Below are 26760 nucleotides of genomic sequence, written 5' to 3'. Positions count from 1 at the left end.
CTGGATTCCTGAATAGAATTGACGAGATGACCTCACCGATCGCCATCATTATGGGAAGCCAGTCGGACTGGGAGACCATGCGCCACGCCGCCGACACGCTGGCGGCGCTCGGGGTCGACTGCGAAAAACGCATCGTCTCGGCCCATCGCACCCCGGACCGGCTGTTTGCTTTCGCCAAGGGCGCCAAGGCGGCCGGCTTCAAGATTATCATCGCCGGCGCCGGGGGTGCGGCGCATCTGCCGGGCATGGCGGCGGCGCTGACCGAACTCCCGGTATTCGGGGTACCCATCGATTCCAAGGCGCTGTCCGGCGTCGATTCGCTCTATTCGATCGTGCAGATGCCCGCCGGCGTCCCCGTCGGCACACTTGCGATCGGCAAGGCCGGCGCCATCAACGCCGCCCTGCTCGCCGCCAGCGTATTGGCGCTGAACGACCCGGCGCTGGCGACGCGCCTGGCCACCTGGCGTCAGCAGCAGACCGATGCGGTCAAAGAGCGCCCGGAGGGCTTGGCGTGACGGCTTCCAACAATGTGAAGCTGAGGCCCGGCGACACCATCGGAATTCTCGGCGGCGGGCAGTTGGGCCGGATGCTGGCGATGGCCGCGGCGCGCCTTGGCCTTCGCTGCCAGGTGTTTTCGCCGGATCCGGATTCGCCCGCCTTCGACGTGGTACTGAACGCGACCTGCGCGGAATATGCCGATGTCGAGGCGCTCGAACTGTTTGCCAACGACGTCAACGTCATCACCTATGAATTCGAGAATGTGCCGGCCGCCACCGCCATGGTGCTGGCGGCGCGCCGGCCTGTGCTGCCGGCCCAGAAGATCCTGGAGACCACGCAGGACCGGCTGGTCGAAAAGGATTTCATCAAGCGCCTCGGTATCGGCACCGCCGACTATGCCGACGTGTCGTCGGTGGAGACCCTGCGGGCGGCGGCTGCGAAGATCGGCCTGCCCGCCGTGATCAAGACCCGCCGCTTCGGCTATGACGGCAAGGGCCAGGCGATCATCCGCGACGGCGACGACTTCACCCAGATCTGGGAAGACCTCGGCACCAAATCGGCGATTCTCGAGGCCTTCATTCCGTTCGAGCGCGAGATCTCGGTGATCGCCGCTCGCTCCGCCGACGGCCAGGTCGAGAGTTTCGACGTCACCGAAAACGAGCACCGCGACCACATCCTGAAAATCTCGCGCGCGCCGGCCGCAATATCGGATGCGCTGGCGGCGCAGGCGCGCGGCATCGCCGGGCAGATCGCAACCGCGCTGAACTATGTCGGCGTGCTCACGGTCGAAATGTTCGTGGTGCAAGAAAAGGGTGGCCCGAAAGTGCTGGTCAACGAGATCGCGCCGCGGGTGCATAATTCCGGACATTGGACGCTGGACGGCGCCTCGATCTCGCAATTCGAACAGCACATCCGTGCCATCGCCGGCTGGCCGCTCGGCAAACCGGTCCGTCATGGCGAGGTGACCATGACGAACCTGATCGGCGACGACATCCTCGGCTACGAGCAGTGGCTGACCGTTCCCGGTGCCACCGTGCACCTTTACGGCAAGGGCACGCCGAAGCCGGGCCGCAAGATGGGTCACGTCACCGAAGTGTCGCCGCGCAAGAAATAACAGCAAGCCTGCGTCACGCAGGCTTACTGTCAGGAAGGCTTACTGTCAGGAGGCTCGCGTCAGGCAGGCCTGGTGCCCTCGACGACACCGCTCGGCTCCTCGCTGAGCCAGCGATAGATCACCCCGCCCAGCACACCGCCGATCAGCGGCGCCAGCCAGAACAGCCAAAGCTGCGCCAGCGCCCAGCCGCCAACGAACAGCGCAGGCCCGGTGCTGCGCGCCGGATTGACCGATGTGTTGGTGACGGGGATGCTGACGAGGTGGATCATGACAAGCGCCAATCCGATCGCCAGCGGTGCAAAACCCGCCGGCGCCTTGCCATGCGTCGCGCCCATGATGATGAACAGGAACATCATGGTCATCACCACCTCGGTGATGAAGCAGGCAACGAGGCTGTACTTGCCGGGCGAATGCGCGTCATAGCCATTCGACGCAAACCCCTTGCTGACGTCGAAACCGGCAGCGCCGCTTGCGATCACGTAAAGCAGCGCCGCCGCCGCAACGGCGCCGATCACCTGCGCGATGACGTAAGGCGCGATCTGCCCGGCCGGAAAGCGCCCGCCGGCCGCAAGCCCCACCGTGACGGCTGGATTGAGATGGCAGCCGGAGATATGGCCGATCGCATAGGCCATGGTGACGACGCTCAGCCCGAACGCAAAGGACACCCCGACCAGCCCGATACCCACTTGCGGAAAGCCGGCGGCGATGACGGCGCTCCCGCATCCCGCAAATGTCAGCCAGAACGTGCCGATGGCCTCGGCGGCATATTTCTTCGTATCCATAGGGTATCTCCCCAGTTTGTTGTTGCCGGGTTGCTCAAAACTCCGGGAACAGCCTCGGTCTGGGCACACAACTTCCCAAATCGAGGCCGAACAGCGTCAGATTTGCCGCATTTCATGGCTTAACTTGGCCCGACGGTTCGCTTCACAGGTGGACATACCGAGTTTTGTCTGGTAAATGCCCGCCTTCAGGTTAAGGGCCAGGCCTTTCGCCAGCTCTTCGCTTTACCAGAATTCCTATCCGATCAATTGAAAGAGGATGCCGCGTGCAGGTTCTCGTCCGCGATAACAATGTCGATCAAGCCCTCAAGGCGCTGAAGAAGAAGATGCAGCGCGAGGGTATTTTCCGCGAGATGAAACTCCGCGGCCATTACGAAAAGCCCTCCGAGAAGAAGGCCCGTGAAAAGGCCGAAGCTGTGCGCCGCGCGCGCAAGCTGGCCCGCAAGAAGCTGCAGCGCGAAGGCCTGCTGCCGATGAAGCCGAAGCCGGTGTTCGGCGCTGGGCCTGGTGGCGACCGTGGCGGTCCCGGCGGCGGTCGTGGCGGCCCGGGTGCTGGTCCGCGCGGACCGCGCTGAACGACCCAACATATCCAGATTCGAAAGCGCGGGCCTCGGCTCGCGCTTTTTCTTTGGGCTTTTTTGTTTGTCGGTCCGAGGGCCTGAAGGGTTCGGTCCGCCGGTTGCGGCTATTTTGACCGATGCATTTCGCGGCGTGCCGGGCTACCTATGCGCCATGGACGCACGCGCATTCCGCCATAGGGCCATTCCGGCCTCCTGTTCGATCTTCCGTAGCGTGCGCCGTTCGGTCGCGCTTGTCGCGCTGCTCGCGACGCCGCTTGGCGGCTGTTCGTTCGATCTGGGGTCGTGGGGCGCGGACAGCCAGAAACCGCCACCCGTCGCGCAGAAACCGGCCGACAATGTCAGCGCCCGCAACTCCACTGATTCGCAGGGCTCTGCCGCGCGCGGCCAGGCGCTCGCCAGATCCGGCAAGAACGAAGAGGCGCTGGCGGAATTCGATCGCGCCCTCGCGCTCGATCCATACAACGTGCAAGCGCTCTACGGCCGCGGGTTGATCTACCAAGGCGAAAAACAGTACCAGCAGGCGATCGAGGATTTCACCGCCGCCAACGGCCTGACCCCGCAAAAGGTCGAGCCGTTGCTCGGCCGTGCCACGAGCTACCTCGCAATCGACAAGGCCAGGGAAGCGGCCGCCGACCTCGACGAGGCGGTGCAGGCCGACCCCAACAGCGCACCGGCGTGGTCAGCCCGCGGGCAGGCCTATGAACGGCTCGGCGACAAGGCCAAGGCCGCCGCATCCTATGGCCGCGCCATTGCGATCCGTCCCAGGGACGACGCCGCGCGCAGCGGCCTCGCCCGTACCGGCGGGTAGTGGGTTCCAGCGAAGTGGATACCGGTTCGCGTCAAGGAAAAAAATCTAGAGCCCCGCTCCGATTCGATCGAAACGGGGCCCTGGAGGCAAAAATCTCGAAAACAACCCCATGCAAAGATAGAAGAGCCCCGGTCGCAGAAGTGCCTGCGTCCGGGGTGCGAGGAAACTCGATCTATGGATTACTTCGGCACGACGGCGTGAAACACCGACTTCGCCGCCGACAGCACGTCTTCGGCCACCGAGGTCCGCTCGCGCACTGACGGCTCCGCCACATCGGCCCGCAGATCGAGCGGGCGCGAGACCGGAATCTCGGCCGGCGGCGTCGGACGGCGCGGATCGACGGACGCATTGGCCGCGTAAGGCGGCCTTGCCTGATCCCTTGCCGGATCGGAGGTCTCTCCTCCTGACGGCGTCGAGACCGTGATCGGCGGCGGCAGCGGGCGAAGCGCCGGCGCGGTTGCGATCCGCGATATCTCGTTACGTGGTGTCTCGATACGTGGTGTCTCGATACGTGGGGTCTCGACTCGCTGAGATTCGAAGGGACGCACCGCTTCCGGTGCACGCGGCGAAGCGTCATTGTTGACCCGCAGACGCTCGATCGCAGCGCGCGCAAGATCGTTGGCGTCGCGGCGGTCATCGGGCACGGACGCAGTTTCGACCGGCGGCGCAGCAGCAGGCACGGCTGACGGCGCGGCGGTGGGCGCCACGGGCTGCACTGGCGACGGCAGCACCACCCTCACCTTCTCACGGGGCGCCGGGCGCGCGGGGCGCGGCTCGGCCGGAACGCTCGCGGTCTCGGCCGGCGCATCGGCGGGCTTCGCGTCAGCCTTCACATCGGCCTTGCCGTCCGCTTTGGCTTCAGGCTTCTCGGCCACCGCGGGCCGCCGTTCGGCTGCGTTCCTCTCAAGCATGGCTTTTTCGGAAATGCCCTTTGCCCTGACGCCCGCCGCCGGCGGATTGCCGGATTCAGTGGTCCTGGAATCCGTCTTGGTTTCCGGAGTCCTGGTTTCCGTTGCCTTGGCTTCGGTAGCCTTGGCTTCGGGGGTCTTGGCTTCGGGGGTCTTGGTATCCGGGGCCTTGGTATCCGGGGCCTTGGTTTCCGCAGTCTTGGCTGCAGCTTTGGGGTCGGCGGCCGATACCGCGGCGGCGACAGGAGCGTCTGTGCCCGGCCTGGTCACGATGTAATGGTTGACGATGTAAGCCCCGATGACGGTCGCTGCCACCGAAGGTAGGATGTCGATCGTGAATTTAGTAAGATACTTTTTTAGCATGCCGGCCACTCCCCGCGGCGAGTTTGATGCGGGAACTTCTGGGCATATTGAGGGATCAACTGCGACGGATCGGTGGCAATTGACTAGGCCACGCGACGTTTCGTGTCGCATCCGAACGCCAAACGCCCGGTTGCAGGGCAGTTCCCAATCTGTCCCATTAACAGTTCGTCAGGTCCTGCGGCCGAAATTGGCCGGTTCCGGCGCCTGAGCGACACTGGCGGTCAGGGCTTCAGCTCAACTTCCAGGAACACGATCTCGCTGGCCGTTTCGTTGAGCACGTCGTGCTGGACACCCGCCTTGCGGAAATAGGATTTGCCGGCGGCGAGTTGCGCCTTGGAGCGCTCGCCGTTCGGCGCCACGATGGTCATTTCGCCCGATGTCACCGGCACGATCACGTAGTCCATCCCATGGGTGTGGTGACCGGTGGCGCTGCCCGGCGCCAGCCGCCATTCGGTGACGCGAACTTCCGATGTGTCGACCTGAACGTCTGACGTGGCGCTGAGCATGGCCCCACTCTCCAATGGCTGCAATTTCGATCGCTTGGGACACCGATAACGCGTTTGCCGTCAGCTGAGAACAGGCGCAACCGGCAGGAAGGTAAGCAGCAGGAACATGGGGATCAAAATTGCCGCGGCCCAGAACAGGTACCCGAAGAAACTCGGCATCTTGATGCCGCTTTCGATTGCGATAGCAGCGACCATGAAATTGGGCGCGTTTCCGATGTAGGTGAGCGCCCCCATATAGACCGCGCCCATCGAAATCGCCGCCAACGTTCCGGACAATTCCCCCATCAGGACCGTCGCATCGCCCCCGGCGAGCTTGAAAAACAGCAAATAGGTTGGCGCATTGTCGAGGAAAGCCGACATCAACCCAGTGTACCAGAAGTAGGCAACCTGATGCGGGCTGCCGTCACGCTCCGTTACCGCCGACAGCAACCATGCGAACGTGCCGTCCTTGCCCGCGTCAAGCATCGCCAGAACAGGAATGATGGCGGTGAATATGGCGGCAAACAGCTTGGCAACCTCTCGAATTGGCTCCCAGCTAAATCCGTTCGCCTCACGATGTTCGTCCCGAGTCAGCCACAGCGACAGGAAAGCGATAACCACCAACAGTCCATCGCGAACCAGGTTCTGCAGCTCCAGTCGGGTGCCCAGAACATCGACGGCGACGCCCGGCCGCCAGCTCGCCGACATCAGGATGCTGGCGATGATGGCTGCGATCAGAACGAGATTGACCAGGCCACGAATTCGAACCGGATCCGGCGCTTCAACCTGTACTGCAACCGGTTCGCCGCGAAAGCGCCAGAGATCGACGACGATGAAAATCGCGAGCAATAATCCGGCAACGACAATCGTCTGGATCCACAGATTCCGCGTCGTCCAGAAAAAATCAACGCCCTGCAGAAAGCCGACGAATAATGGCGGGTCACCCAGCGGGCTCAGGGCGCCGCCAACATTGGCGACGAGAATGATGAAGAAAATCACGACATGCGTGTTGTGCGGGCGTGAGATGTTGGCGCGGATCAGCGGCCGGACCAGAATCATGGCAGCACCGGTGGTGCCGACGATGCTGGCCATCGCGGTACCGATCGCGAGAATGACCGCGTTGTTCCCCGGTGTGCCCCTGATGTGGCCGGTCACAAGGATGCCGCCGGCGACGGTGTAGAGCGCGAAAAGCAGGATGATGAAGCTTAGATATTCACCCAGCATGGCATGCACGAATGCCGCAAGCATCACCGAGCCGCCCGCAAGCCAGGCAATCGACGCCAGCGTCACCAGGGACCAGGCCGCGGCGATCTTTCCGTAATGCGAATGCCAGAACTTCGGAAACAGCAGCGGCCAGATCGCAATCGAGAACAACAAACCCGTGAAAGGAAGCGCGAACGGCCAGTTCAGCGCCGTACCGTCGAGCGTGGCTGCATGTGCAGAGTGCGGCAGGACGGCCAGCAACAGCGCGGCGAGCGCCAATGCCGAGGACCTCCTGAAGGTCACTGAAAACGAAAACACCAGTGAGAACATGCGACCGGGCCTCGATTGATATCGGGTTTGGGCCCGGACTTACGGCACGAACACGAGGAACACAAAGATCGCAAACACCACCATGTGCACCAGCCCGAACAGGATGTTGGTGCGCCCGCTGCCGAAGGTGAGCATGCTGAGCACGAAGGTCAGCACCAGCAGCACCATTTCCTGCATATTGAGGCCGAGCACCAATTGCCTGTCGAGCGTGTAGGCGGCGACCGCCACCGCGGGAACCGTCAGCCCGATGGTCGCAAGCGACGAGCCGAGCGCCAGGTTGATGCTCTTCTGCAAGTCGTTCTTGCGCGCGGCGGAAATCGCGGCGACGCTTTCCGGCAGCAGGATCAACAGCGCCACCAGTACGCCCGCGAAGGCCGGCGGCGCGCCGATGCTGGCAATGGCGATATCGACCACCGCGGAGAATTTCTTGGCCAGCAACACCACCGCCAGAAGCGACAGCAGCAGCAGCGCAATGCTCAGCGCCAGCATCCGGTTCGACAATAGCGATCCGTCGGCCACGTCGCCCGTAGCACCGCCGACGAAATAGTCGCGGTGCCGAATGGTCTGGGTGTAGAGGAACACGCCGTAAAGCAGGATGGTGACGACGCTGACAAAGCCAAGCTGCGCCGCAGAATAGACCGGCCCCAGCGCCGTCAGCGTATAATTCGGCATGATCAGGGTGATGGTCGCCATCACGAACAGCACGCTGAGATAGAGGTTGGCGCCCGCGACCTGAAAATCCTGTTCGCGGTAGCGCAGCCCGCCAATGAAGATGCAGAGACCGACCAGGCCGTTGCATACGATCATCACCACCGCGAACACGGTGTCGCGCGCCAGCGCGGGCACCGGCTTGTCACCGAGCATGATAGTCGCGATCAGCGCGACCTCGATGATGGTTACCGCCAGTGTCAGCAGCAGCGTGCCGTAGGGCTCGCCGATCCGCTCCGCGATCACCTCCGCGTGATGCACGGCCGCAAAAACGGTGCCGAACAGGATTGTCAGCAGCAGTACCGCAAACAGCAATCCGCCGGCCGAGGGCGTGAACGTCAGCCCGAGTGCGGTCCCGACCGCAAAGAGCGCGATCGCCAATGCGGGGAAAATCCATGACGATTTCGGCATCGGGCCGTGCACGCTCATGCGATCAGATCCTTAAAGTCACTGCGTTCCGACTATGCAGTAAACAATCGCCGCCGTCAGCCCTTTGCGGCGTCGATGAATTGCCGCGCGGTTTCGATCGCGCCGAAATTGCCGAGATTTTCGTGACCACCGCCGGGAAACCGCACGAACTGCTTTGGTTCATGGGCTAGTGCAAACAGCCGTTCGCCAAAGACGACCGGAATTGCCTGATCGTTGCTGCCGTGCATGACCAGTAGCGGCATCCTCACGCGCGCGATGCGCTCGTCAGACCGAAACTGATCCCGCATCACAAGGCGCACCGGCATGAACCAGAACATCGATGCGGCTAGGTCAGCGGTCGAGGTGTAGGGTGCTTCCAGGATCAGCCTGCCGACGGGCTGCTCCGCAGCAAGAGCGACCGCGACGCCGGTGCCGAGCGAAAAGCCCCAGACCACGATCCTGTTGGCGCTGTATCGCTCCGTCGTGAAGGCGTAGGCCGTAGCTGCATCCTGCAGCAATCCGTGCTCGCTCGGGTGCCCGCTCGAACCCGCATAGCCGCGATAGGACAGCGCGACGACGCCGGTGCCGTCGGCGATCAGCTGACGAAAACGGCCAAAAAAGCCGGCGAGGAAATCCCCGTTGCCGTGGAAGTAGAGAATGACGGGACGACCGGGCCTGGCCGGAACATGCCAGACGATGACTTTTTCACCGTCCGCGGTAGCCAGCATGTGCTCTTCGGCTTCCGGCGAACCGGCCGCCTGCGGCGACGTGCGCTCGGTGGTGGGTATCGGAAACAGGAACGAGCGCTGCACCAGGAACAGCACGGCCAGGCCGCAGGCATAGCCGACCGAAACCACGATCAGGAGCCATTTCAGGACGGTCATGCTTTCCAGCAGCGGGTTACATCGCCTTGACGATGTTCTCGGTGACCTTCTTGGCGTCGCCGAGCAGCATCATGGTGTTGTCGCGGTAGAACAACGGATTGTCGATGCCGGCATAGCCCGACGCCAGCGAGCGCTTGATGAACATCACGGTGCCGGCCTTCCAGACCTGCAACACCGGCATGCCGTAGATCGGCGAGGTCTTGTCGTCCTCGGCGGCCGGATTGGTGACGTCGTTGGCGCCGATCACGAAGGCGATGTCGGCCTGGGCGAATTCGGAGTTGATGTCCTCGAGTTCGAACACCTCGTCATAGGGCACGTTGGCTTCCGCCAGCAGCACGTTCATATGGCCGGGCATGCGGCCTGCGACCGGGTGGATGGCGTACTTCACCTCGACGCCTTCCTTCTTCAGGATGTCGCCCATTTCGCGCAGCGCGTGCTGGGCCTGCGCCACCGCCATGCCGTAGCCGGGCACGATGATCACCTTCTGCGCGTTCTTCATGATGAAGGCCGCGTCATCGGCCGAGCCGAGCTTTGCGGGCTTCTGTTCGCCGGCCGCGCCGCCGGCCGCGGCGGTCTCGCCGCCGAAGCCGCCGAGGATGACCGAGATGAAGGAACGGTTCATCGCATGGCACATGATGTAGGACAGGATCGCGCCGCTTGATCCGACCAGCGCGCCGGTGATGATCAGCGCGGAATTGCCGAGCGTGAAGCCTATGCCGGCGGCGGCCCAGCCGGAATAGGAGTTCAGCATCGAGATCACGACCGGCATGTCGGCGCCGCCGATCGGGATGATCAGGAGCGCGCCGAGCACCAGCGCGATGATCGTGATCAGCCAGAAATCGAGCGCGCTGCCGGATCGCACCAGGCCGAAAATGAAGAAGAGGAGCGCCACGCCGAGCGCGACGTTGATGATGTGCCGCGCAGGCAGGATGATCGGCGCGCCGCTCATGCGCCCCGACAGCTTTGCAAACGCGATGACGGAGCCGGTGAAGGTCAGCGCACCGATGGCGACGCCGAGCGACATCTCAACGAGGCTCGCGCCGTGGATGTTTCCGGGGGTGCCGATGCCAAAGGCCTCGGGCGCGTAGAACGCGCCGGCCGCCACCAGCACCGCGGCCATGCCGACCAGCGAGTGGAAGGCCGCGACCAGTTCAGGCATCGACGTCATCGGCACCCGTCGGGCGATGACGGCGCCGATGCCGCCGCCGATGGCGATGCCTGATATCACCAGGAGCCAGGCCAAGCCGTCAGCCGGCGGATGACTGGCGAGCGTGGTCGCAACCGCGATTCCCATGCCGATCATGCCGAAGAAATTGCCTTGGCGCGATGAGGCGGGACTGGACAGTCCCCGCAGCGACAGGATGAAGAGCACACCCGCCACGAGATACAGCGCTGCAGCCAGATTGGCGTTCATCTCAGGTCCCCATTTTCCTTCGTCACACCGAGGTGCACGCCGCTCACTTTACCTTTTTCTTGTACATCGCCAGCATGCGCTGGGTGACAAGGAAGCCGCCGAAGATATTCACGCAGGCGAAGATCAGCGCGACGAAACCGAAACCGCGCGCCCAGCCCGAGCCGCTCGAGATCATGGGAACGCCGACCGAGAGCAATGCGCCGACCACGATCACCGAGGAGATCGCATTGGTCACCGACATCAGCGGCGTATGCAGCGCCGGTGTCACCGACCAGACCACGAAATAGCCGACGAACACGGCAAGCACGAAGATCGAGAGCTGGAACACGAATGGACTGACGGCCTGCGCAACATGATCCATGGCGGCTCTCCTACGCTGTCTATTTGGGCTGGAAGTTCGGATGGATGACGGCGCCGTCTTTGGTCAGCGCGGTCGCCTTCACCAGTTCATCGTCCCAATTGACCGCGAGCGCCTTGTTCGGCTTGTCGATCATGGTCTCGATGAACGAGAACAAATTGCGGGCGTACAGACTCGAGGCGGACTGCGCGACGCGGCCGGCGACATTGGTGTAGCCGACGATCTTGACGCCATCGGCATCGACGATCACGCCGGGCTTGGCGCCCTCGACATTGCCGCCGCGCTCGATCGCCAGATCGATCAGGACCGAGCCGGGCTTCATCGATTTCACCATGTCGGCGCTGACAAGCCTCGGCGCCGGGCGGCCCGGGATCAGCGCGGTCGTGATGATGATGTCCTGCTTCTTGATGTGTTCGGCGGTCAGCGCGGCCTGCTTGGCCTGATACTCTTTCGACATTTCCTTGGCGTAGCCGCCGGCGGTCTGGGCGTTCTTGAATTCCTCGTCCTCGACCGCGAGGAATTTGGCGCCGAGACTTTCGACCTGTTCCTTGGTGGCGGGCCGCACGTCGGTCGCGGTGACGACGGCGCCGAGCCGGCGCGCGGTCGCGATCGCCTGCAGGCCGGCAACGCCGACGCCCATCACGAACACCTTTGCCGCGGGAACTGTGCCCGCTGCGGTCATCATCATCGGGAAGGCGCGGCCGAAGGCCTCGGCGGCCTCGATCACGGCGCGGTAGCCGGCGAGATTGGCCTGCGAAGACAACACGTCCATCACCTGCGCGCGGGTGATGCGCGGCATCAATTCCATCGCGAATGCCGCGACGCCGGCGTCGGCGATTGTCTTCAGCGCGGCCTCGTTGCCGTAGGGGTCCATGATGGCGATCACCAGCGCGCCGCGCTTGTATTGGCCGAGTTCAGAAGCCTCCGGCCGCTTCACCTTGATGATGATATCGGCATCCTTCAATGCGTCCGCATCGACGGTGGCGCCGGCCGCAGTAAACTCGGAATCCGGCAGGCCCGACTTGATGCCCGCGCCCGGCTCGACCGCGATATCAATGCCTAACGCCTTGAATTTCTTCACGGTGTCCGGGGAAGCGGCTACCCGCGGTTCGGACGGATCGATTTCCTTGGCAACGGCAATCTTCATGGGGCCTCCGGCGGCGCGAGGGGCGCGCGCGCAAGCAAACTAGCGTTATTTCCGCTTAGTTGGATACCGGTTTCATAACCGGGCGACGCGCAAATATTTCTGGCCACCGCCGCCTTGGCGGTGCAGCCGGCGACGCATCAGGTCAGGAAGTAGCCCATCAGCGCGACGATCACGACGACGGCCGCGGTGCCGTATTTGACCAGCATGATGAACCCTTCATAGGTCTGCTCATGGGCCGGATAATCATTGCCGTCAGCGGTCGTGTAAGCCACTTCGCTATGGTCTGCCATCGGTATCCCCGGTCAATCCTTCGATCTGGCGTGCAATTACCGCAAAGCCGCAGGCAGGGCAACGGGACAAAGCCTATCGGGTCATTCGGAAGGCCAATTATCCCGGATCCAGCGGGTCAGGCTTTGCTCGCTGACCTCGCCCGCGGCCAGCGAAAGGATGATGGCGGTGGCGTGCGCCGGGTCGGGCGCAAACGGGATGTCGTTGACCCGCAAAAAGACCATCATGGCGTGGAACGCGGTGCGCTTGTTGCCGTCCACAAAGGCGTGGTTGCGGGCAAGTCCGAACGCGTAGGCAGCGGCGAGCCCGGCCATATCGGTCTGCCCGTAACTCCACTGGTTGACCGGCCGCATCACCGCCGACTCCAGCAGGCCATGATCCCGGAGGCCCTCCGGTCCGCCGAATATCGCCAGTTGCTCGGCATGCATGTCGATGACCTCGTCGACATCGAGCCAAATCGGCTCACTCATTTTGCAAGCGCGGCAAACGTATCGCGATATTCGTGCATGACCTTGCGGGCGATTTCCATCGTCCGCGCGTGCTTGGGGTTGTATGGCGAAAGCCGCAGGCTGCCATCGGGTTGCTCGACCGGATAGAACTTATCGCCCTCCTTGAGATTCAGCCGGGCAAGGAGTTCTTTCGGCAGGATCACGCCGACCGAATTGCCAATCTTCCGAATTTGAAGGGCGGTGTCCTCGAGCTTGTACTCACGAGGGGCCTCGTTCAGGCCGCGAGGGGTTTTGGTCATGGCATCGGCTCCGTTATACGGAATGTATAACACGCCGATCACAGCCGTTCAACAAATGTTTTACAAAACTCCGATAGCCCTTCCGGCCGCCTTCCTTACCTTCCATCGTCGGAGCGTCTTCCGAATATCCTAGCCAACCACGAAATCGAACCGCCCGGCGAGCCACCCGGCATTCTTGGCGGTTCGCACCAGCAGTTCCTTACGGAACAGGCCATCGGAACGGTTTTGCGACTCGCCGGGGAAATAGAGCTGGGTCGTCAGCAGCTTTCCGCCGCGCGGCTGCACCTTCACGTGGATGTGGCGGGTGCGGCCGGGATAGACGCCGGGCACCACACTGCGCAATCGATAGCGCCCTTCCGTATCGGTGAATTGATGGCCGCGCAGCCGGAAGCCCGAATCGTCGTATTGGCCCTTGGCATCGGCCTGCCAGAAATCCAGCAATGCACCGGAGATCGGCTTGCAGTCGCGGGTGAGCACCAACCCGATCAGTTCGATCGGCTGCCCCGCCATCCCCTCCTCAAACAGTTCAACCCGCTCGGGCGAGGACGGCTTGAAGAACGGCCCTTCGGTCTGCGCCAAGGTTGCCGCGTCGCCGTCGTGGCAGGCGGGGGTGGGCGGAAGCGGCGCCTGGGCAACAGGGCTTTCGATCCCGAACAGCGAACCGGCCGCGAAAGCGCCCGCTCCAAGCACTGCGCGTCGTGTCGGCGTGTCGACCATGAGCCACCTCCACTCCTGACGTCGCCATCATGATGGGATGCGACGGCGGCCGAAGTTTGTCGCCGCGGCGCCTTCCGTCAGCCCATCGTTTCCAGTTCGTCGATCATGCCTGCGATGACCGACAGCCCGCCGTCCCAGAATTTGGCATCCCTGGCGTCGAGCCCGAACGGCTTCAGCAGCTCGGAATAATGCTTGGTGCCGCCGGCCGCGAGCATCGCGAGATAGCGGTCGGCAAAGCCGTCGGAGGCGGTCTCGTAGACCGCGTAGAGCGAGTTCACCAGGCAATCGCCGAACGCATACGCATAGACGTAGAATGGCGAATGGATGAAGTGCGGGATATACATCCAGAAATTCTCGTAGCCCGGGCGGATGTCGATGGCCGGCCCGAGGCTTTCGCCCTGCACGCTGAGCCAGATCTCGCCGATGCGCTGGGCGGTCAATTCGCCGTTCTTGCGTTCGGTGTGGATGGCGCGCTCGAACGAATAGAACGCGACCTGCCGCACCACGGTGTTGATCATGTCCTCGACCTTGCCGGCGAGCAGCGCCTGGCGCTGCCTGGCGTTTCTGGTCTGCCCCAACAGGCGCTTGAAGGTCAGCATTTCGCCGAACACGCTGGCGGTCTCGGCGAGCGTCAGCGGCGTCGGCGCCATCAGCGCACCGTTCTTGGCGGCCAGCACCTGGTGCACGCCATGGCCGAGCTCATGCGCCAGCGTCATCACATCGCGCGGCTTGCCCTGGTAGTTCATCAGCACATAGGGATGCGCCGACGGCGTGGTCGGATGCGAGAACGCGCCGGGCGCCTTGCCCGGCCGCACCGGCGCGTCGATCCAGCGGTCTGTGAAGAAACGCTCGGCAATATCGGCCATCTCGCCCGAGAAGCCGCGATAGGCGGTCAGCACCATGCTGCGGGCCTCGGGCCAGGCGATCGTGCCGGTCGCGGCGAACGGCAGCGGCGCGTTGCGGTCCCAATGCGCGAGCTTCTTCTTTTTGAACCAGCCGGCCTTGAGCGCGTAATAACGGTGCGACAGCCGTGGATAGGCCGCGCGCACCGATCCGACCAGCGCATCGACCACCTCGCGCTCGACGCGGTTGTTGAGATGCCGGGAATCCGCGACATCCGCAAAGCCGCGCCAGCGATCGGAAATTTCCTTGTCTTTGGCGAGCGTGTTGGTGACGAGCGCAAAAGTGCGCTCATTGTCCTTGAAGGTTTTCGCCAGCGCCTGGCCTGCGGCTTTACGCTTTTCCGGCGCGCGGTCCTGCAGGAAATTGAGCGTCGGCTCAATCGCCAGTTCTTTGCCGCCGACTTTGAAGCGCAGGCCGGAGATGGTCTGGTCGAACAGCCGGTTCCAGGCGGCATAGCCGCTTTGGGATTTTTCGTGAAACAATTGCTCGACGCGATCCTCGAGCTGATACGGCTTGTCCTTGCGCAGATCCTCGATCCACGGGCGATAATAGGCGAGTTCGGGCGTCTGCAAGGCGCTCTCAATCACGGCATCGTCAACGCGGTTGAGTTCGAGCCCGAAGAACAGCAGATGCACCGACGCGGCCGTTAGCCGCTCCGAAACGTCGCCATAGAATTTGGAGATTGCGGGATCGAGGCTGTCACCGGCGTGAACCAGGCCGGCGTAGGAGCCAAGGCGGCCGGCGAGGTCGTCGATCGCCTCGTAGCGCTTGACCGCTTCGGCGAGCCAGTGCCCGCCATTATCCTTTGCAGCGTTTTCGGCCAGTTTGCCTTTGTAGTCCGTTTCGAACGCGATGCATTCGGCGTCCATCTTTTGCAAGTCTTGCGCGACTTCGGGGGCGTCGATGCCGGAATAGAGGTCGGACAGATTCCATTCCGGCAGTTTTCCGGCTTTTGGTTTGGCTGCGGCGGCCTTGCTGACGGCAGATCCCTTGCTCATTGCGGCTTTGCGAGATGGCTTGCGGGCGCGGGCGGACGCAGATTTCGCGGTCATGAAAACTTTCAAATTGGCGGGATGATCAACGTGATGATTGAATTGACGAGGCGATCAGGCGAACGCCGCAAGCTGGGGGGCGAGTTGCACCAGCAGCTCTTCGGTTTCTGCGATCATCGGCTCGAGCTTTTCGTCAACGCTGTTCCGAATCGCACACCACAGCACGATCGCGCGAACCATCAGCCACGACGTGGACGAGACCGCCGCCCTGGCGTGCAGCGCGACGATATCGAGGTTTCGATGCTCGAACAGCAGCCGGCCCGATCCGTCTTCCAGAATATAGCGCGCCCCGATCCGCGACACACACAGCTCGCAGGCCTGATCCGGAAGCGGGCCCAACAGATAGAACTGGGCATCGCCTCGTTCGGTCGTGCCGGTTTCCCATCCGCGGCCGGTCGACGGCGCCAGCGCAGCCTGCAATGCCGCGACGATGATGTTGAGTTCCCGTTCGCTCCAGACCCCGGTTTCCTGTGCGCGCTCGAACGCAACCACGCTCATTTGCTCTCCGCTCCGAACAGCAGCCGGTGCAGTTCCGGCTCGTAGTACATTAATAGATGCCTAGCGAACGCCGCCTGTTCAAGACCCAGCTCGCTGGCCCACGCGCCCATAATTTCAGTCGGAACGCGGCTGAACCCGTTCTCGACCTGTGAGATGAACGTATAATATTTGAGACCGAGCCGCGCGGCCAAGTCAGCCTGCGACAATCCGGCATCGGCCCGGTGCAGCTTCAGCCAATCCCCCGCCTGTTTCCGCAATTGCCGGGCTTCCGTGGCGACCTTGCCCGGCAGCCGTCCAGCTAAAACATCTTGATGTTTTGCTTGTTTCATGATTACTTAACTACCTAGATTGAATTCCGCGACAGGTAGTGTTCCCTACCACAGTTTCGCGGTTTCCCTCAGTTCGGGGAGGACAATAATCTATGGCTATCGCAGATCGCAGTCGGATTGTCCGAACCAAGGGCCAGGAAAACACCGCCCGCGGCAAGGAACTGATGGCCGGCATCCTGCTGGTGGCGCTGGTCGCGGCTCTCGGAATCCGCAACCTCGTGCCTGTCGATGCGCTGGCGCCTGCGATTGTCACCCTGCTGTTTGCGATCGGCGCGACGACGGCAGGATTCGCACTGCTGTGCCGGAGCGACCGTTTCCGCGTCATGTGGCTCGACCTCGCCGGCGGCCTGACTTTCATCGGCGTCGTGCTGTCCGTTCTGATCGAGCCGGACCAGATGATCAGGCTCTTCGCCCTTTCGGATCAACCTCAGTAACCAGAAGCGTTTTCCGCAGTCTGACTGCGTTTTTGTCTGCACGTCCAAGCCCGGGCCCCTCTGGCAGTTTCTAGCGAACTGCGATGTCGGATTGGACCTTTTACGGAGAGGCCCGCATGCTAGAGATAATCTCCTCACAATCCATGGCAGCACTTTTCCAGGTCGTGATGATCGATCTGGTGCTCGCTGGCGACAATGCGATCGTCATCGGGCTCGCAGCCGCCGGGCTACCCGAGGGTCAGCGCAAGAAGGCGATTTTGATCGGCATCCTGGCCGCCACGCTGCTGCGCATCGGCTTCGCTTCCGTCACGGTTCAGTTGCTGCAAATCATTGGACTGCTGCTCGCGGGCGGCGTCCTTCTGCTTTGGGTATGCTGGAAGATGTGGCGCGAGCTGCATACGTCGCATCACCCGACGTTTCAGAGTTTGTCGTCCGCAAGCACGATCGATACATCACCCGGTGCGGGCCGCCAGAAGACGCTTGGCCAGGCCGTCTGGCAGATCACGCTCGCCGACGTGTCGATGTCGCTCGACAATGTGCTCGCCGTCGCCGGTGCGGCGCGCGAGCATCCCATGATCCTGATATTCGGTCTGACACTTTCCATTGCGCTGATGGGGCTCGCCGCCAACTTCATTGCGCGCCTGCTGGAAAAGCATCGCTGGATCGCTTATGTCGGCCTCGCGATCATACTCTATGTGGCTTTCGACATGTGCTATCGCGGCGTTCTGGAGGTTTGGCCGCACCTCAACGCTTAGCGGCTCGCCACACAGCCGCCCTCCAACAATTAAGTGTGTGTTAATCGCCATAGGCGAGAGTGCCCCGATTCGATACAGTTAGCGTAACGTGCGGGGTAAACCATGGCTGCTACCATTCTGATTGCCGATGACGACGCGGTGCAGCGCCGTCTCGTTGAAAACATGGTGCAGAAGTGCGGTTATGAGTCCCTCGTCGTCGACAGCGGCGACGCCGCCGTGGCCTTGCTGACCGCTCCCGATGCGCAGACGATCGATGCGGTCGTTCTCGATCTCGTGATGCCCGGCCTCGACGGCCTCGGCGTGCTCGCAAAAATTCGTGATGCAGGATTGACCGTCCCCGTCATCGTGCAGACCGCCCATGGCGGCATCGACAATGTGGTTTCGGCGATGCGCGCCGGCGCGCAGGATTTCGTCGTCAAACCGGTCGGCTTCGAGCGGCTGCAGGTATCGCTGCGCAATGCGCTCAACACGCAGGCCTTGAAGGGCGAATTGCAGCGCATCCGTCACAGCCGCGAAGGCCGCCTGACGTTTGCCGATATCATTACCCGCAGCGAAACCATGGCAGGCGTGCTGCGCACCGCGCAGAAGGCCGCCTCGTCGGGCATTCCGGTGCTGATCGAAGGCGAGTCCGGCGTCGGCAAGGAATTGTTCGCCCGCGCGATCCACGGCAGCAGCGAGCGCAAGGCCAAACCGTTCGTCGCCGTCAATTGCGGCGCGATCCCCGACAATCTGGTGGAATCGATCCTGTTCGGTCACGAGAAAGGCGCCTTCACCGGCGCCACCGAACGCCACATGGGCAAGTTCGTCGAAGCTTCCGGCGGCACGCTGTTCCTCGACGAGGTCGGCGAACTGCCGCTGGCGGCCCAGGTGAAACTGCTTCGCGCATTGCAGGAAGGCATGGTTGAGGCCGTCGGCGGCCGCAAGCCGGTGAAGGTCGACGTCCGCATCATTTCGGCGACCAATCGCAAATTGCTCGACCTCGTCAAGAACGGCGCGTTCCGCGAGGACCTGTTCTATCGCCTGCACGTGCTGCCGCTGACCATTCCGCCGCTTCGCTCGCGGCGCGAAGACATCCCGCATCTGTTGCGGCATTTCCTGGCGCGGTTCAGCGCCGAAGAAAACCGCACCATCACCGGCATCAGCGGCGAGGCCATGGCGCATCTGGCGCAGCTCGATTGGCCCGGCAATATCCGCCAGCTGGAAAACACCGTGTACCGCGCCGTGGTGCTGAGCGAGAGCGACCAGCTCGGCCTGTCGGACTTCCCGCATGCCGCCGCCCATCATATCGTCCCGGACACCCAGTCCCCGCACACCCAAGCGCTGCACAGCGAACCGCTGATCGTCGCCCCGTCGACGGCGCCTGCGATGGTGTCGGGTAGTGAGATACCGATTGCCCCGTTGAGCAATGCCGGCAGTCTCGCAATGCTGACACCCGGCGGCGAGGTGCGGCCGCTCGAAGAAATGGAAAACGAGATCATCCGCTTCGCGATCTCGCATTACCGCGGGCAGATGTCGGAAGTGGCGCGCCGGCTTAAAATCGGCCGCTCCACGCTCTACCGCAAACTCGATGAGGCCGCCGCCAACGATCCCGCCGACGGCGCGCAAGATACCAATTGAGCCAGCCTGACCCCCGATGGAGCGATTGTGGCGCTGCGGTGGCAAGGCGTGAGCGCCGCCGGCGATTCGGGAACCTTTGGACCGTGGCTTGGCGGTGACAGACAAACGCCGGGTGGCGTGGCAAAACCACGCCACCCGAATGCAATTGATTTGAATCGTTCGAGGTCAGTTTGTCGTGACTTGCCCCCGTGTGGCGCTGGCTGCATGAAAGGGGCGCATGTATCGTCTGCGTTTGAATCGTTGCGTGCAGGCGTACCGACTTAAAGCGATCGAGGCCGGCGCTTTCGCGCAAGCTGTGACGAACGATACCTAAAGGACTGCTCCATGCCGGGGTAGTTCCGCCCAAGGGGGTGTGACGATGCGTGACTGTTCGACTAACCGTGCTGGATTTGACCGCGTACTGATCGCTGTCGCGGCAACCTTCCTCGCGGTATCCGCGACCTCTGCACTGGCCGCTCAGAGCGATACGCCCCGGACCAGTGCTGCAGAGCTCGCGATCGACGCCGCGGTCCCGCGTCCCGAACCGGCCAACGTGCCACCCCCGACCATCGGCGATTTCAAGATCGACGCCACCGCGTCGGTGCCCGATCCGGCCAAGGCGGCGGCGCCCGCACCCGGCACGACGGCAACCGCTCCCGATCCGAAGCCGGCCGAAACCGTCACCGCGCCCGCAGCCGACAAGCCCAAGAGCGACACCGCAGCCACGACGCCGGCAACGACGGCGCCGGCAACGCCTGCGCCCGCAACCGCTGCGGCCCCCGCCACGGAGCCGGTGAAGGCGGCGAGCAATGTCGCGCCGGCTGATCAGCCGGTCGCCGACAAATTGCGCGACTTGCTTGCCAGCAAGACGCTGCGCACCTTCGACCGCAAGGGCGAGCGCGCCGCGGTCGAGAAATTCTACAGCGCCCGCGAATATGCGCCGCAGTGGACCCAGGCCGGCAAGCTGACCGCCAGTGCCAAGGGCGTCGTCGCGCGCCTGAAGGATGCAGCTGCGGACGGCCTCAATCCCGCCGACTATCCGGTCCCGGACTTCGCCGCCGCCACCTCGCCCGACCAGCTGGCCGATGCCGAACTGAAGCTCACCGCCAGCATGCTCGATTATGCACGCCAGGCGCAGAGCAGCCGGATGCACTGGTCGCAGCTCGCGTCCGACATCCTCTATCCCGAGCATCCGACCGATCCGGCCGAAGTGCTGGCCAATATCTCCACCGCCAAGGATGCTTCCGCGGCGCTCGAGGGCTACAACCCGCCATTCAAGCTCTATAAGGATCTGAAGGCCAAGCTTGCCGAACTGCGCGGTCAGGGCGACGGACCGGTGGTGCAGATCGCCGAAGGCGTTCCGCTCGCATTCAAGGCCGCCACCAAGAAGCAGCCGGAGGTGGCGCCCGACGATCCGCGCGTGCCGCAACTGCGCGCCAAGCTCGGCGTCACGGAAAATCCTGACGACACGAAATACGACGCCAAAGTCGCCGCAGCCGTACGAAAATTCCAGGAAAGCGCCGACCTCAAGCCGACCGGCGTGCTCGACGACAAGACCGTCAAGGCGATCAACAGCCCGAAGCGCGACCGCCAGATCGACACCGTGATCGTCAACATGGAGCGCTTGCGCTGGCTGCCGCGCCAGCTCGGGGCGTCGTCGCTTGGCAACGCCTATGTCATTCTCAACGTCCCTGACTTCACGCTCAAGGTGATGCAGAACGGCGCCCAGGTCTGGACCACCCGCGTGGTGACCGGAAAGCCGGGAAACCACGCCACGCCGATGCTGACCGAGACCATGAAGTTCATCACCGTCAATCCGACCTGGAATGTGCCGCCTTCGATCATCTACAACGAATATCTGCCGGCGCTGCAGCAGGATCCGACCGTGTTGCAACGCATGGGACTGAAGCTCGAACGCAACCGCGACGGCTCGATCCACATCTCGCAACCGCCGGGCGAAGCCAATGCGCTCGGCCGGATCCGCTTCAACTTCCCGAACAAGTTCCTGGTCTATCAGCACGACACCCCGGACAAGAACCTGTTTGCCAAGGAAGAGCGCGCCTTCAGCCATGGCTGCATGCGGGTGCAGAATCCGGATCAATACGCCTCGACGCTGCTCAACATCGTCATGCCGAACGACAAATACACGCCGGAAAAAATCCGCAGCATGTATGGCCGCAGCGAGATCGACCTGAGATTCCCGACGCCGATCCCGGTCCACATCACCTATCAGACCGCGTTTGTCGATGATGCCGGCAAGCTGCAGTTGCGCAAGGACGTCTACGGCCGCGACGCCAGGATGCTGCCGCTGCTCAAGAACTCCGGCTCCAGGGATCTCGAGAACGTCGTCGCTCATGCCAATCCGAGCTACGCCCGGCCGAGCGGGGCGTCGCTGCCCTCCAACGTCGCCTTCAACAGCGATTTCAGCGGCAGCTCTGGCCCTTCGTTCTTCGAACGGCTGTTCGGCGGCGGACCGTCCGTCACGCCCCCGGCTCCGGTCGGCCGCCGGTCGCAACAGCAACCGCAGCGTCGGGTGATTACCCGTTAATCCCCGGGGTCTTAATTCACCGCGCTCGCGCGTCTGTCGAAATTTTTAAGTAAAATCAACGATCTCCCGACTTTGGCGAGATCGTTTACGTTAACCATTATCCATCCCGGTTTTAGCACTGGGCACTTTTTCGCCACAGTCGACGGGTTAGGTTAAGCCTAACTTGGGGGCGGGTCGGTAAACTTCGGTTAACCCTCCCGCTTTAATAAAGCGTTCACCCTCTTTCGCCGGGGTCTGCGAAAGAGAGCTTCGTGACCGCTGGTCGACTGGGTGGGCTCATACGTGCTGGCTGGTTTCGCGCGCCAATTCAATTCGCTGTGTCTGCCGAAGGCCGGGTATCAAATCGGCCTGACTTCCCTGTTGCTCCTCGCTGGGGCCGGGTCGGTGCACGATGCGACCGCGCTGAACGAAACCCGCACGCTTTCCTTCCACCATACCCATTCCAACGAAGACCTCACCGTCACCTTCAAGCGCGATGGGCGCTACGACGAAGAGGCGCTGAAGAAACTCAATCACTTCCTCCGCGACTGGCGCAGCCAGGACCAAACCACGATGGATCGTCACCTCTTCGACATCCTCTGGGAAGTCTACCGCGACGTCGACGGCAAGCAGCCAATCCAGATCATCTCCGCCTACCGCTCCCCCGCCACCAATTCCATGCTCCGCCGCCGCTCTTCCGGCGTGGCCCGCTTCAGCCAGCACACGCTCGGCCACGCGATGGACTTCTTCATTCCAGGCATTCCGCTCGAGCAGATCCGCGCCGCCGGACTTCGCCTGCAGCGCGGCGGCGTCGGTTTCTATCCGACCTCGGGATCACCGTTCGTTCATCTCGATACCGGCAGCGTCCGTCACTGGCCGCGCATGACCCATGATCAGCTGGCTAGGGTGTTCCCCAATGGCCGTACCGTCCATCTGCCCTCGAATGGCGGTCCGCTGAAGGGTTATGAGCTGGCCCGCGCCGACATCGAGAAGCGCGGAAGCGGCGACGACGCCGCAACCGTCGGCAAGAAGCCGGGCCTGTTCGCCTCGCTGTTCAGAGGCGGCAAGTCCAGCGAAGAAGAGGATGAGGGCAGCGCTCCCGTCGCCGCCAAGAACGAGAAGCCGGCTCCTTCCGTCGTGGTCGCAGCAGCGGCCCCGAAAGCTGCCGACATCGTCCCGATACCGCGCGCTAAGCCGCCGGTTGCGGCAACGATTCAGCTGGCCTCGGCGGATGCGCAGATCGTTCCGGCGCCCAAATCCAAGCCGGAGTCCAAGCCGGCCGTACAGGCTTCCGCCGACAAGCCTTCCACGGACAAGGCTGAGCCGAAACCGCAGACACCCGCCGACATCATCAACGCCCGCGGCTTCTGGGGCGATGCGCCGACGACGGCCAACCAAGCCACGCCCGCGCAGGTCGCGGCCCTCAGGGCACGTCAGGCCGTCGGCGCCGCTGATCCGCAGCCGACCGCCAGCGTTACCGAGGCTTTCAACAAGGCACTGGCCTACGCACCGGCGGCATCCTCGCCGGTTGACCGCGCCAACGTGGTCGCCGCCTCCGCGCCGATCCCGCGCACCGTGCGCCCGGCGCGCAATGGCGCCGTTGCCGGCACCGAGATCAACACTGTCGTCGCCAAGGGATCACAGGGGGGATCGCAGGGTCAAGGCAGCGTGATCTCGACCTCGACGCGGCTTGCCGCCGCCAAGGGCAACGATGTCTGGATGCGGGTCGTGATGCTGGCGCCGAGCGCGAGCAACGCGATGTCGACGACCGTGCTCGGCGATACCGACATGACGCTGATGCGCAGCTATTTCATCAAGCCGCACTTCGCGATCACGATGGGCTTCTCGGAAGATCCGATGCTGGGGATGACCACCGACCAGTTTACCGGATCGGCGACCGCCAGGCTCGCCACGCAGTCCTTCGTGGTGCGCACGGCGTCACTGCGCTAAGCGCGCACAACTTCCATTAGTCTGGATATCGGCCTCGCGAGCGCGCGGCCTCCTCCACGTGGCCTTACCGACCGCGTGGTTGCGCTTCGCTGCATCAGGCCGGCAAGCCTGCCTTGAGCAGGCCAGCCTCGTGACGCTCGCGGTCGATGGCGTGCTTGTAGTGCTGGGTGGCGAGGTAAGCGGCCACCGAGAAGTTCGACTCAAACTTCAGAACCTCTGCCGCGTGCGCGGCGGCCGCGACCGCGTTGCCCATTTGCGCAAACGTGGCTGCGAGGAAGGCATGATGGGTGTAGTCGGGCCGCGTGATCCGCGAGAAGGCCTCGATGGCTTCGGCATATTTCTCGGCGCAATAGCAGGCGCGCCCGAGGTGGCTCCAGAAGCGCTCCGGGTGGTACGGGTTGAGGCGCATCGCCTTCCTGATCCAGTCGATGCCTTCCTCCGGCCGCCCGAGCCAGGTTAGAAGCTCGCCCTGCTGCACCACGACAAGGTCGTAGTTGGGGTTCAGCGCGAGCGCCCGCTCCTGGTGATACGCAGCCTTGTCGTGGTCGTCACGGTTCAGGTTCAGCGCGGCGAGAATCCGGTGCACGTCGCTATCATTGTCGTCGAGCGCGAGTGTGACCTCCAGCTCCGCGGCCACCTGCTCGAAGGTGGCATCGCGATCGGCACACCAGCCATAGACCCACGTCTGGCCCAGGACGCATGCTTTCCAGGCGTGGGCATGCGCATAGTTCGGGTCGAGCGCAAGCGCGCGGTCAAGCAGGCGCTGCGCTTCGGCGTTGTCGTCCCGCGTCGAGCGGTGGTGCCGCACCTTGGCAGCCAGCACGCACTCATAAGCCGCCATGCTATCGGTCGGCTTGCGTTTCGCGCGGTCGTGCGTGGCGGCCTCGACCCTGCCGGGGAGCGTCGCGACGATCGCGTGCGTGATCTCGTCCTGGATGGCGAATATATCCTCAAGCTCGCGGTCGTAACGTTCGGCCCAGACGTGCTGGTCAGTTTCCGCATCGATCAGCTGTACCGTGACGCGGACGCGATCGCGCGCCTTGCGCACGCTCCCCTCGAGGACGTAATCGACGCCAAACTCTCGCGCGATCTCCCGCACGTTCACCGCCTTACCCTTGTGCACGAACGTCGAGTTGCGCGAGATGACGAGCAAATCGCGAAAGCGTGACAGCTCGGTAATGATGTCCTCGGTGAGGCCGTCCGCGAAGAATTCCTGCTCCGGATCGCCGCTCATGTTGGCGAGCGGCAGCACGGCGATCGACGGCTTCCTGGAGACCGGCGCCGCGACCGCAGCGTCCTTCGCGGCTTCTGGTGTGGCTTCTGAATTGGCCTCGAGTCGAACCCGGAAGACGCGAATCGGACGGGCAATATTCTTGACTCTCTGCTCGCCGAGATCCTCGAATGCGACGTCATCCAGTCGTTGGCCGACCTGATCGCGCACTGCGCCCGAGACACAGATGCCGCCGGGCTCGGCGAGCATTTCGAGGCGCGCGGCCACGTTGACGCCGTCGCCAAAGATGTCGTTGTCCTCGACGATTACGTCGCCCAGATTGATGCCGATCCGGAACTGTATCCAGCGCGCCGGCGAGACGTCGGCGTTGCGCCGCGCCATCCGGCGCTGAATCTCGGCAGCACACAGCACGGCGTCGGCGACGCTGCGGAATTCGACCAGCATGCCGTCGCCCGTGGTCTTGATGATGCGGCCATGGTTCTTCGTGATGGCCGGATCGATAAGTTCGATCCGGTGGGTCTTGAGGCGCGCAAGTGTCCCCGTCTCGTCAACCTCCATGAGCCGACTATAGCCGACCATGTCGGCGGCAAGGACCGCTGCGAGCCTCCGCTCTGGTCCAGGCACGTCCATTTCTGGGGCTCCCTGGCGGGTAGCCTAACAGACGCGGGGCCGTCGCCCAAGCTTGTTTGCGCCGGAAATGCCTGCCGGCTGACGCCTCACAGCATTCCGAGCGCCTGCATGTACGTCTCCAGGATGGTCTCCTGCTCGGCGCGCTCGTTGGCGTCCTGCTTGCGCAGGCGCACGATGGTGCGCAACGCCTTGACGTCGTAGCCGTTGCCCTTGGCTTCGGCATAGACGTCGCGGATATCGTCCGAGATCGTCTTCTTTTCCTCTTCCAGCCGCTCGATGCGCTCGACGATGGCCTTGAGCTGGTCTTTTGCGAATTTCGTCGCGGGTTCTTCCTGGACGGCGGCGGCAGAGGTGGCCATCGGGTACTCCTGAATGGAACTGAATGGTAGGACTGAAAGATCAAGCGCCGCACGCTTTCCCGCGCGGCGCTTTTGCAGGTTGACCCTCAAGAGTGCGGTGCCTTGCGTCAAGGCACCATCGCGCTCATCCACAGCGCGCCCACAGGAGACTCGTCATGCCCGGGCTTGACCCGGGCATCCACGTCTTAACAGTCTAGCCGCACGAAAGACGTGGATGGCCGGACAGGCCCGGCCATGACGAAGAAATGAGGAACGAAGACGACAGGTCGAAATCCTAATGCCCGCTATGGGTCTTCTTCATCGCCTCGAGCTGCTCGGGGCTGGCGCTGCCCTGAAACTTCGACTTCCAGGTCTCATAGGGCATGCCGTAGACCGCCTCGCGGCTCTCGTCCTTGCTGATCGGCACGCCCTTGCCGTCGGCCGCTTCCTTCATCCAGTTCGACAGGCAGTTGCGGCAGAAGCCGGCCAGATTCATCAGGTCGATGTTCTGGACGTCGGTTCGGGTACGCAGGTGGTCGACCAGGCGCCGGAAAACGGCGGCTTCCAGTTCTGTTCTGGTTTTGTCGTCAATTGTCATGGCTTGGTCCCGCAGGGTTGTTCCTGAGCATATTGATATCAGGTGGGAATTGTCACAGATTTTGCCATATCGGCGCGCAAACCAGCACGTAATCGGGTTGAATCCGGCCGTCCCGCATCGTGGGAAACGCAACTGCCGGGCGTTGACAGCTCCCGCCGGGCACGCGAAATCGTCAATG

28 protein-coding genes are annotated in these 26760 nt (G+C 63.2%); 9 read left to right on the top strand and 19 right to left on the bottom strand.

What is annotated here, in order from left to right; all coding sequences use genetic code 11:
* Positions 1-26 precede the first annotated feature (26 nt).
* Positions 27-515 (top strand): 5-(carboxyamino)imidazole ribonucleotide mutase, encoded by a 489-nt coding sequence (purE, locus tag ACSQ84_RS26250; RefSeq protein WP_436214620.1) that lies wholly within the window; start codon positions 27-29, stop codon positions 513-515.
* The gene (locus tag ACSQ84_RS26245) at positions 512-1612 is read left to right on the top strand and encodes a 5-(carboxyamino)imidazole ribonucleotide synthase (protein WP_436214619.1); all 1101 of its coding nucleotides are present in this window, start codon (positions 512-514) and stop codon (positions 1610-1612) included. Before purE ends, ACSQ84_RS26245 begins: the two co-directional genes overlap by 4 nt.
* A 59-nt stretch (positions 1613-1671) precedes the next feature.
* Here ACSQ84_RS26245 and aqpZ read toward each other — a convergent pair whose 3' ends face one another.
* Positions 1672-2394, bottom strand: a complete 723-nt coding sequence (gene aqpZ, locus ACSQ84_RS26240; RefSeq protein WP_436214618.1) for an aquaporin Z — start codon at positions 2392-2394, stop codon at positions 1672-1674.
* A 263-nt stretch (positions 2395-2657) separates the two neighbouring features.
* Here aqpZ and rpsU point away from each other — a divergent pair, with 263 nt between their 5' ends.
* Positions 2658-2966, top strand: coding sequence for a 30S ribosomal protein S21 (rpsU, locus tag ACSQ84_RS26235; RefSeq protein ID WP_192736788.1), 309 nt, complete (start codon positions 2658-2660; stop codon positions 2964-2966).
* A gap of 157 nt (positions 2967-3123) precedes the next feature.
* Positions 3124-3780, top strand: coding sequence for a tetratricopeptide repeat protein (locus tag ACSQ84_RS26230; RefSeq protein ID WP_436214617.1), 657 nt, complete (start codon positions 3124-3126; stop codon positions 3778-3780).
* A gap of 179 nt (positions 3781-3959) precedes the next feature.
* On the opposite strand, the gene ACSQ84_RS26225 is transcribed toward ACSQ84_RS26230, so the two are convergent.
* The 15 genes from ACSQ84_RS26225 to ACSQ84_RS26155 all read right to left on the bottom strand — a co-directional run bounded on the left by ACSQ84_RS26225 (position 3960) and on the right by ACSQ84_RS26155 (position 16523).
* Entirely contained in the window at positions 3960-5051 is a 1092-nt protein-coding gene (locus tag ACSQ84_RS26225) for a hypothetical protein (RefSeq protein WP_436214616.1), read from the bottom strand.
* Positions 5052-5272: 221 nt separating this feature from the next.
* Complete coding sequence (locus ACSQ84_RS26220; RefSeq protein ID WP_436214615.1) at positions 5273-5557, bottom strand: cupin domain-containing protein; 285 nt, start codon at positions 5555-5557, stop codon at positions 5273-5275.
* Positions 5558-5617: 60 nt separating this feature from the next.
* Entirely contained in the window at positions 5618-7069 is a 1452-nt protein-coding gene (locus ACSQ84_RS26215) for a sodium:proton antiporter (RefSeq protein ID WP_436214614.1), read from the bottom strand.
* Positions 7070-7108: 39 nt separating this feature from the next.
* Positions 7109-8206 carry a calcium:proton antiporter gene (locus ACSQ84_RS26210; protein ID WP_436214613.1) on the bottom strand — a complete coding sequence of 366 codons (1098 nt, stop codon included), beginning with the start codon at positions 8204-8206 and terminating at the stop codon, positions 7109-7111.
* Positions 8207-8262: 56 nt separating this feature from the next.
* On the bottom strand, positions 8263-9069 hold the full coding sequence (locus tag ACSQ84_RS26205) for an alpha/beta hydrolase (protein WP_436214612.1): 807 nt from the start codon (positions 9067-9069) through the stop codon (positions 8263-8265).
* A 16-nt stretch (positions 9070-9085) separates the two neighbouring features.
* Positions 9086-10483 (bottom strand): NAD(P)(+) transhydrogenase (Re/Si-specific) subunit beta, encoded by a 1398-nt coding sequence (locus ACSQ84_RS26200; protein WP_436214611.1) that lies wholly within the window; start codon positions 10481-10483, stop codon positions 9086-9088.
* A 43-nt stretch (positions 10484-10526) separates the two neighbouring features.
* Entirely contained in the window at positions 10527-10844 is a 318-nt protein-coding gene (locus ACSQ84_RS26195) for a proton-translocating transhydrogenase family protein (RefSeq protein ID WP_436214610.1), read from the bottom strand.
* A gap of 19 nt (positions 10845-10863) precedes the next feature.
* A complete protein-coding gene (locus ACSQ84_RS26190) occupies positions 10864-11988 on the bottom strand; it encodes a Re/Si-specific NAD(P)(+) transhydrogenase subunit alpha (protein ID WP_436214609.1) in 1125 nt (374 codons plus the stop codon).
* Between the two features lie 137 nt (positions 11989-12125).
* Positions 12126-12278 (bottom strand): aa3-type cytochrome c oxidase subunit IV, encoded by a 153-nt coding sequence (locus ACSQ84_RS26185; protein WP_436214608.1) that lies wholly within the window; start codon positions 12276-12278, stop codon positions 12126-12128.
* Positions 12279-12359: 81 nt separating this feature from the next.
* On the bottom strand, positions 12360-12746 hold the full coding sequence (locus ACSQ84_RS26180) for a type II toxin-antitoxin system death-on-curing family toxin (RefSeq protein ID WP_436214607.1): 387 nt from the start codon (positions 12744-12746) through the stop codon (positions 12360-12362).
* The gene (locus ACSQ84_RS26175) at positions 12743-13024 is read right to left on the bottom strand and encodes an AbrB/MazE/SpoVT family DNA-binding domain-containing protein (protein ID WP_436214868.1); all 282 of its coding nucleotides are present in this window, start codon (positions 13022-13024) and stop codon (positions 12743-12745) included. The genes ACSQ84_RS26180 and ACSQ84_RS26175 overlap by 4 nt, the downstream gene beginning before the upstream one ends.
* Positions 13025-13153: 129 nt before the next feature.
* Complete coding sequence (locus ACSQ84_RS26170) at positions 13154-13741, bottom strand: intradiol ring-cleavage dioxygenase (RefSeq protein ID WP_436214606.1); 588 nt, start codon at positions 13739-13741, stop codon at positions 13154-13156.
* 77 nt (positions 13742-13818) lie between these two features.
* Positions 13819-15696, bottom strand: a complete 1878-nt coding sequence (locus ACSQ84_RS26165) for a M3 family oligoendopeptidase (protein WP_436214605.1) — start codon at positions 15694-15696, stop codon at positions 13819-13821.
* A 54-nt stretch (positions 15697-15750) separates the two neighbouring features.
* Positions 15751-16194: a hypothetical protein gene (locus ACSQ84_RS26160; protein ID WP_436214604.1), complete on the bottom strand. Its 444-nt coding sequence runs from the start codon at positions 16192-16194 to the stop codon at positions 15751-15753.
* On the bottom strand, positions 16191-16523 hold the full coding sequence (locus tag ACSQ84_RS26155; protein ID WP_436214603.1) for a helix-turn-helix domain-containing protein: 333 nt from the start codon (positions 16521-16523) through the stop codon (positions 16191-16193). The genes ACSQ84_RS26160 and ACSQ84_RS26155 overlap by 4 nt, the downstream gene beginning before the upstream one ends.
* Before the next feature lie 92 nt (positions 16524-16615).
* Between ACSQ84_RS26155 and ACSQ84_RS26150 the strand changes: the two genes are divergently transcribed.
* From ACSQ84_RS26150 to ACSQ84_RS26130, 5 genes are all read left to right on the top strand, one after another.
* Positions 16616-16957, top strand: coding sequence for a hypothetical protein (locus ACSQ84_RS26150; protein ID WP_436214602.1), 342 nt, complete (start codon positions 16616-16618; stop codon positions 16955-16957).
* Positions 16958-17073: 116 nt separating this feature from the next.
* On the top strand, positions 17074-17712 hold the full coding sequence (locus ACSQ84_RS26145) for a TerC family protein (RefSeq protein WP_436214601.1): 639 nt from the start codon (positions 17074-17076) through the stop codon (positions 17710-17712).
* 102 nt (positions 17713-17814) lie between these two features.
* Positions 17815-19329, top strand: coding sequence for a sigma-54-dependent transcriptional regulator (locus ACSQ84_RS26140; RefSeq protein ID WP_436214600.1), 1515 nt, complete (start codon positions 17815-17817; stop codon positions 19327-19329).
* A 358-nt stretch (positions 19330-19687) separates the two neighbouring features.
* Entirely contained in the window at positions 19688-21856 is a 2169-nt protein-coding gene (locus ACSQ84_RS26135; RefSeq protein ID WP_436214599.1) for a L,D-transpeptidase family protein, read from the top strand.
* A 270-nt stretch (positions 21857-22126) separates the two neighbouring features.
* The gene (locus ACSQ84_RS26130) at positions 22127-23785 is read left to right on the top strand and encodes a DUF882 domain-containing protein (protein WP_436214598.1); all 1659 of its coding nucleotides are present in this window, start codon (positions 22127-22129) and stop codon (positions 23783-23785) included.
* Between the two features lie 94 nt (positions 23786-23879).
* On the opposite strand, the gene ACSQ84_RS26125 is transcribed toward ACSQ84_RS26130, so the two are convergent.
* From ACSQ84_RS26125 to ACSQ84_RS26115, 3 genes are all read right to left on the bottom strand, one after another.
* Positions 23880-25646: an adenylate/guanylate cyclase domain-containing protein gene (locus ACSQ84_RS26125; protein WP_436214597.1), complete on the bottom strand. Its 1767-nt coding sequence runs from the start codon at positions 25644-25646 to the stop codon at positions 23880-23882.
* 86 nt (positions 25647-25732) lie between these two features.
* Positions 25733-26005 carry a DUF2312 domain-containing protein gene (locus ACSQ84_RS26120; protein WP_079600063.1) on the bottom strand — a complete coding sequence of 91 codons (273 nt, stop codon included), beginning with the start codon at positions 26003-26005 and terminating at the stop codon, positions 25733-25735.
* Between the two features lie 274 nt (positions 26006-26279).
* Positions 26280-26582 carry a DUF1244 domain-containing protein gene (locus ACSQ84_RS26115; RefSeq protein WP_436214596.1) on the bottom strand — a complete coding sequence of 101 codons (303 nt, stop codon included), beginning with the start codon at positions 26580-26582 and terminating at the stop codon, positions 26280-26282.
* Positions 26583-26760: the final 178 nt, after the last annotated feature.

Source organism: Bradyrhizobium sp. LjRoot220 (genome assembly GCF_964252915.1).
In the GTDB taxonomy this organism is placed as follows: domain Bacteria; phylum Pseudomonadota; class Alphaproteobacteria; order Rhizobiales; family Xanthobacteraceae; genus Bradyrhizobium.
This window is presented reverse-complemented; position numbering and strand designations above follow the sequence as displayed.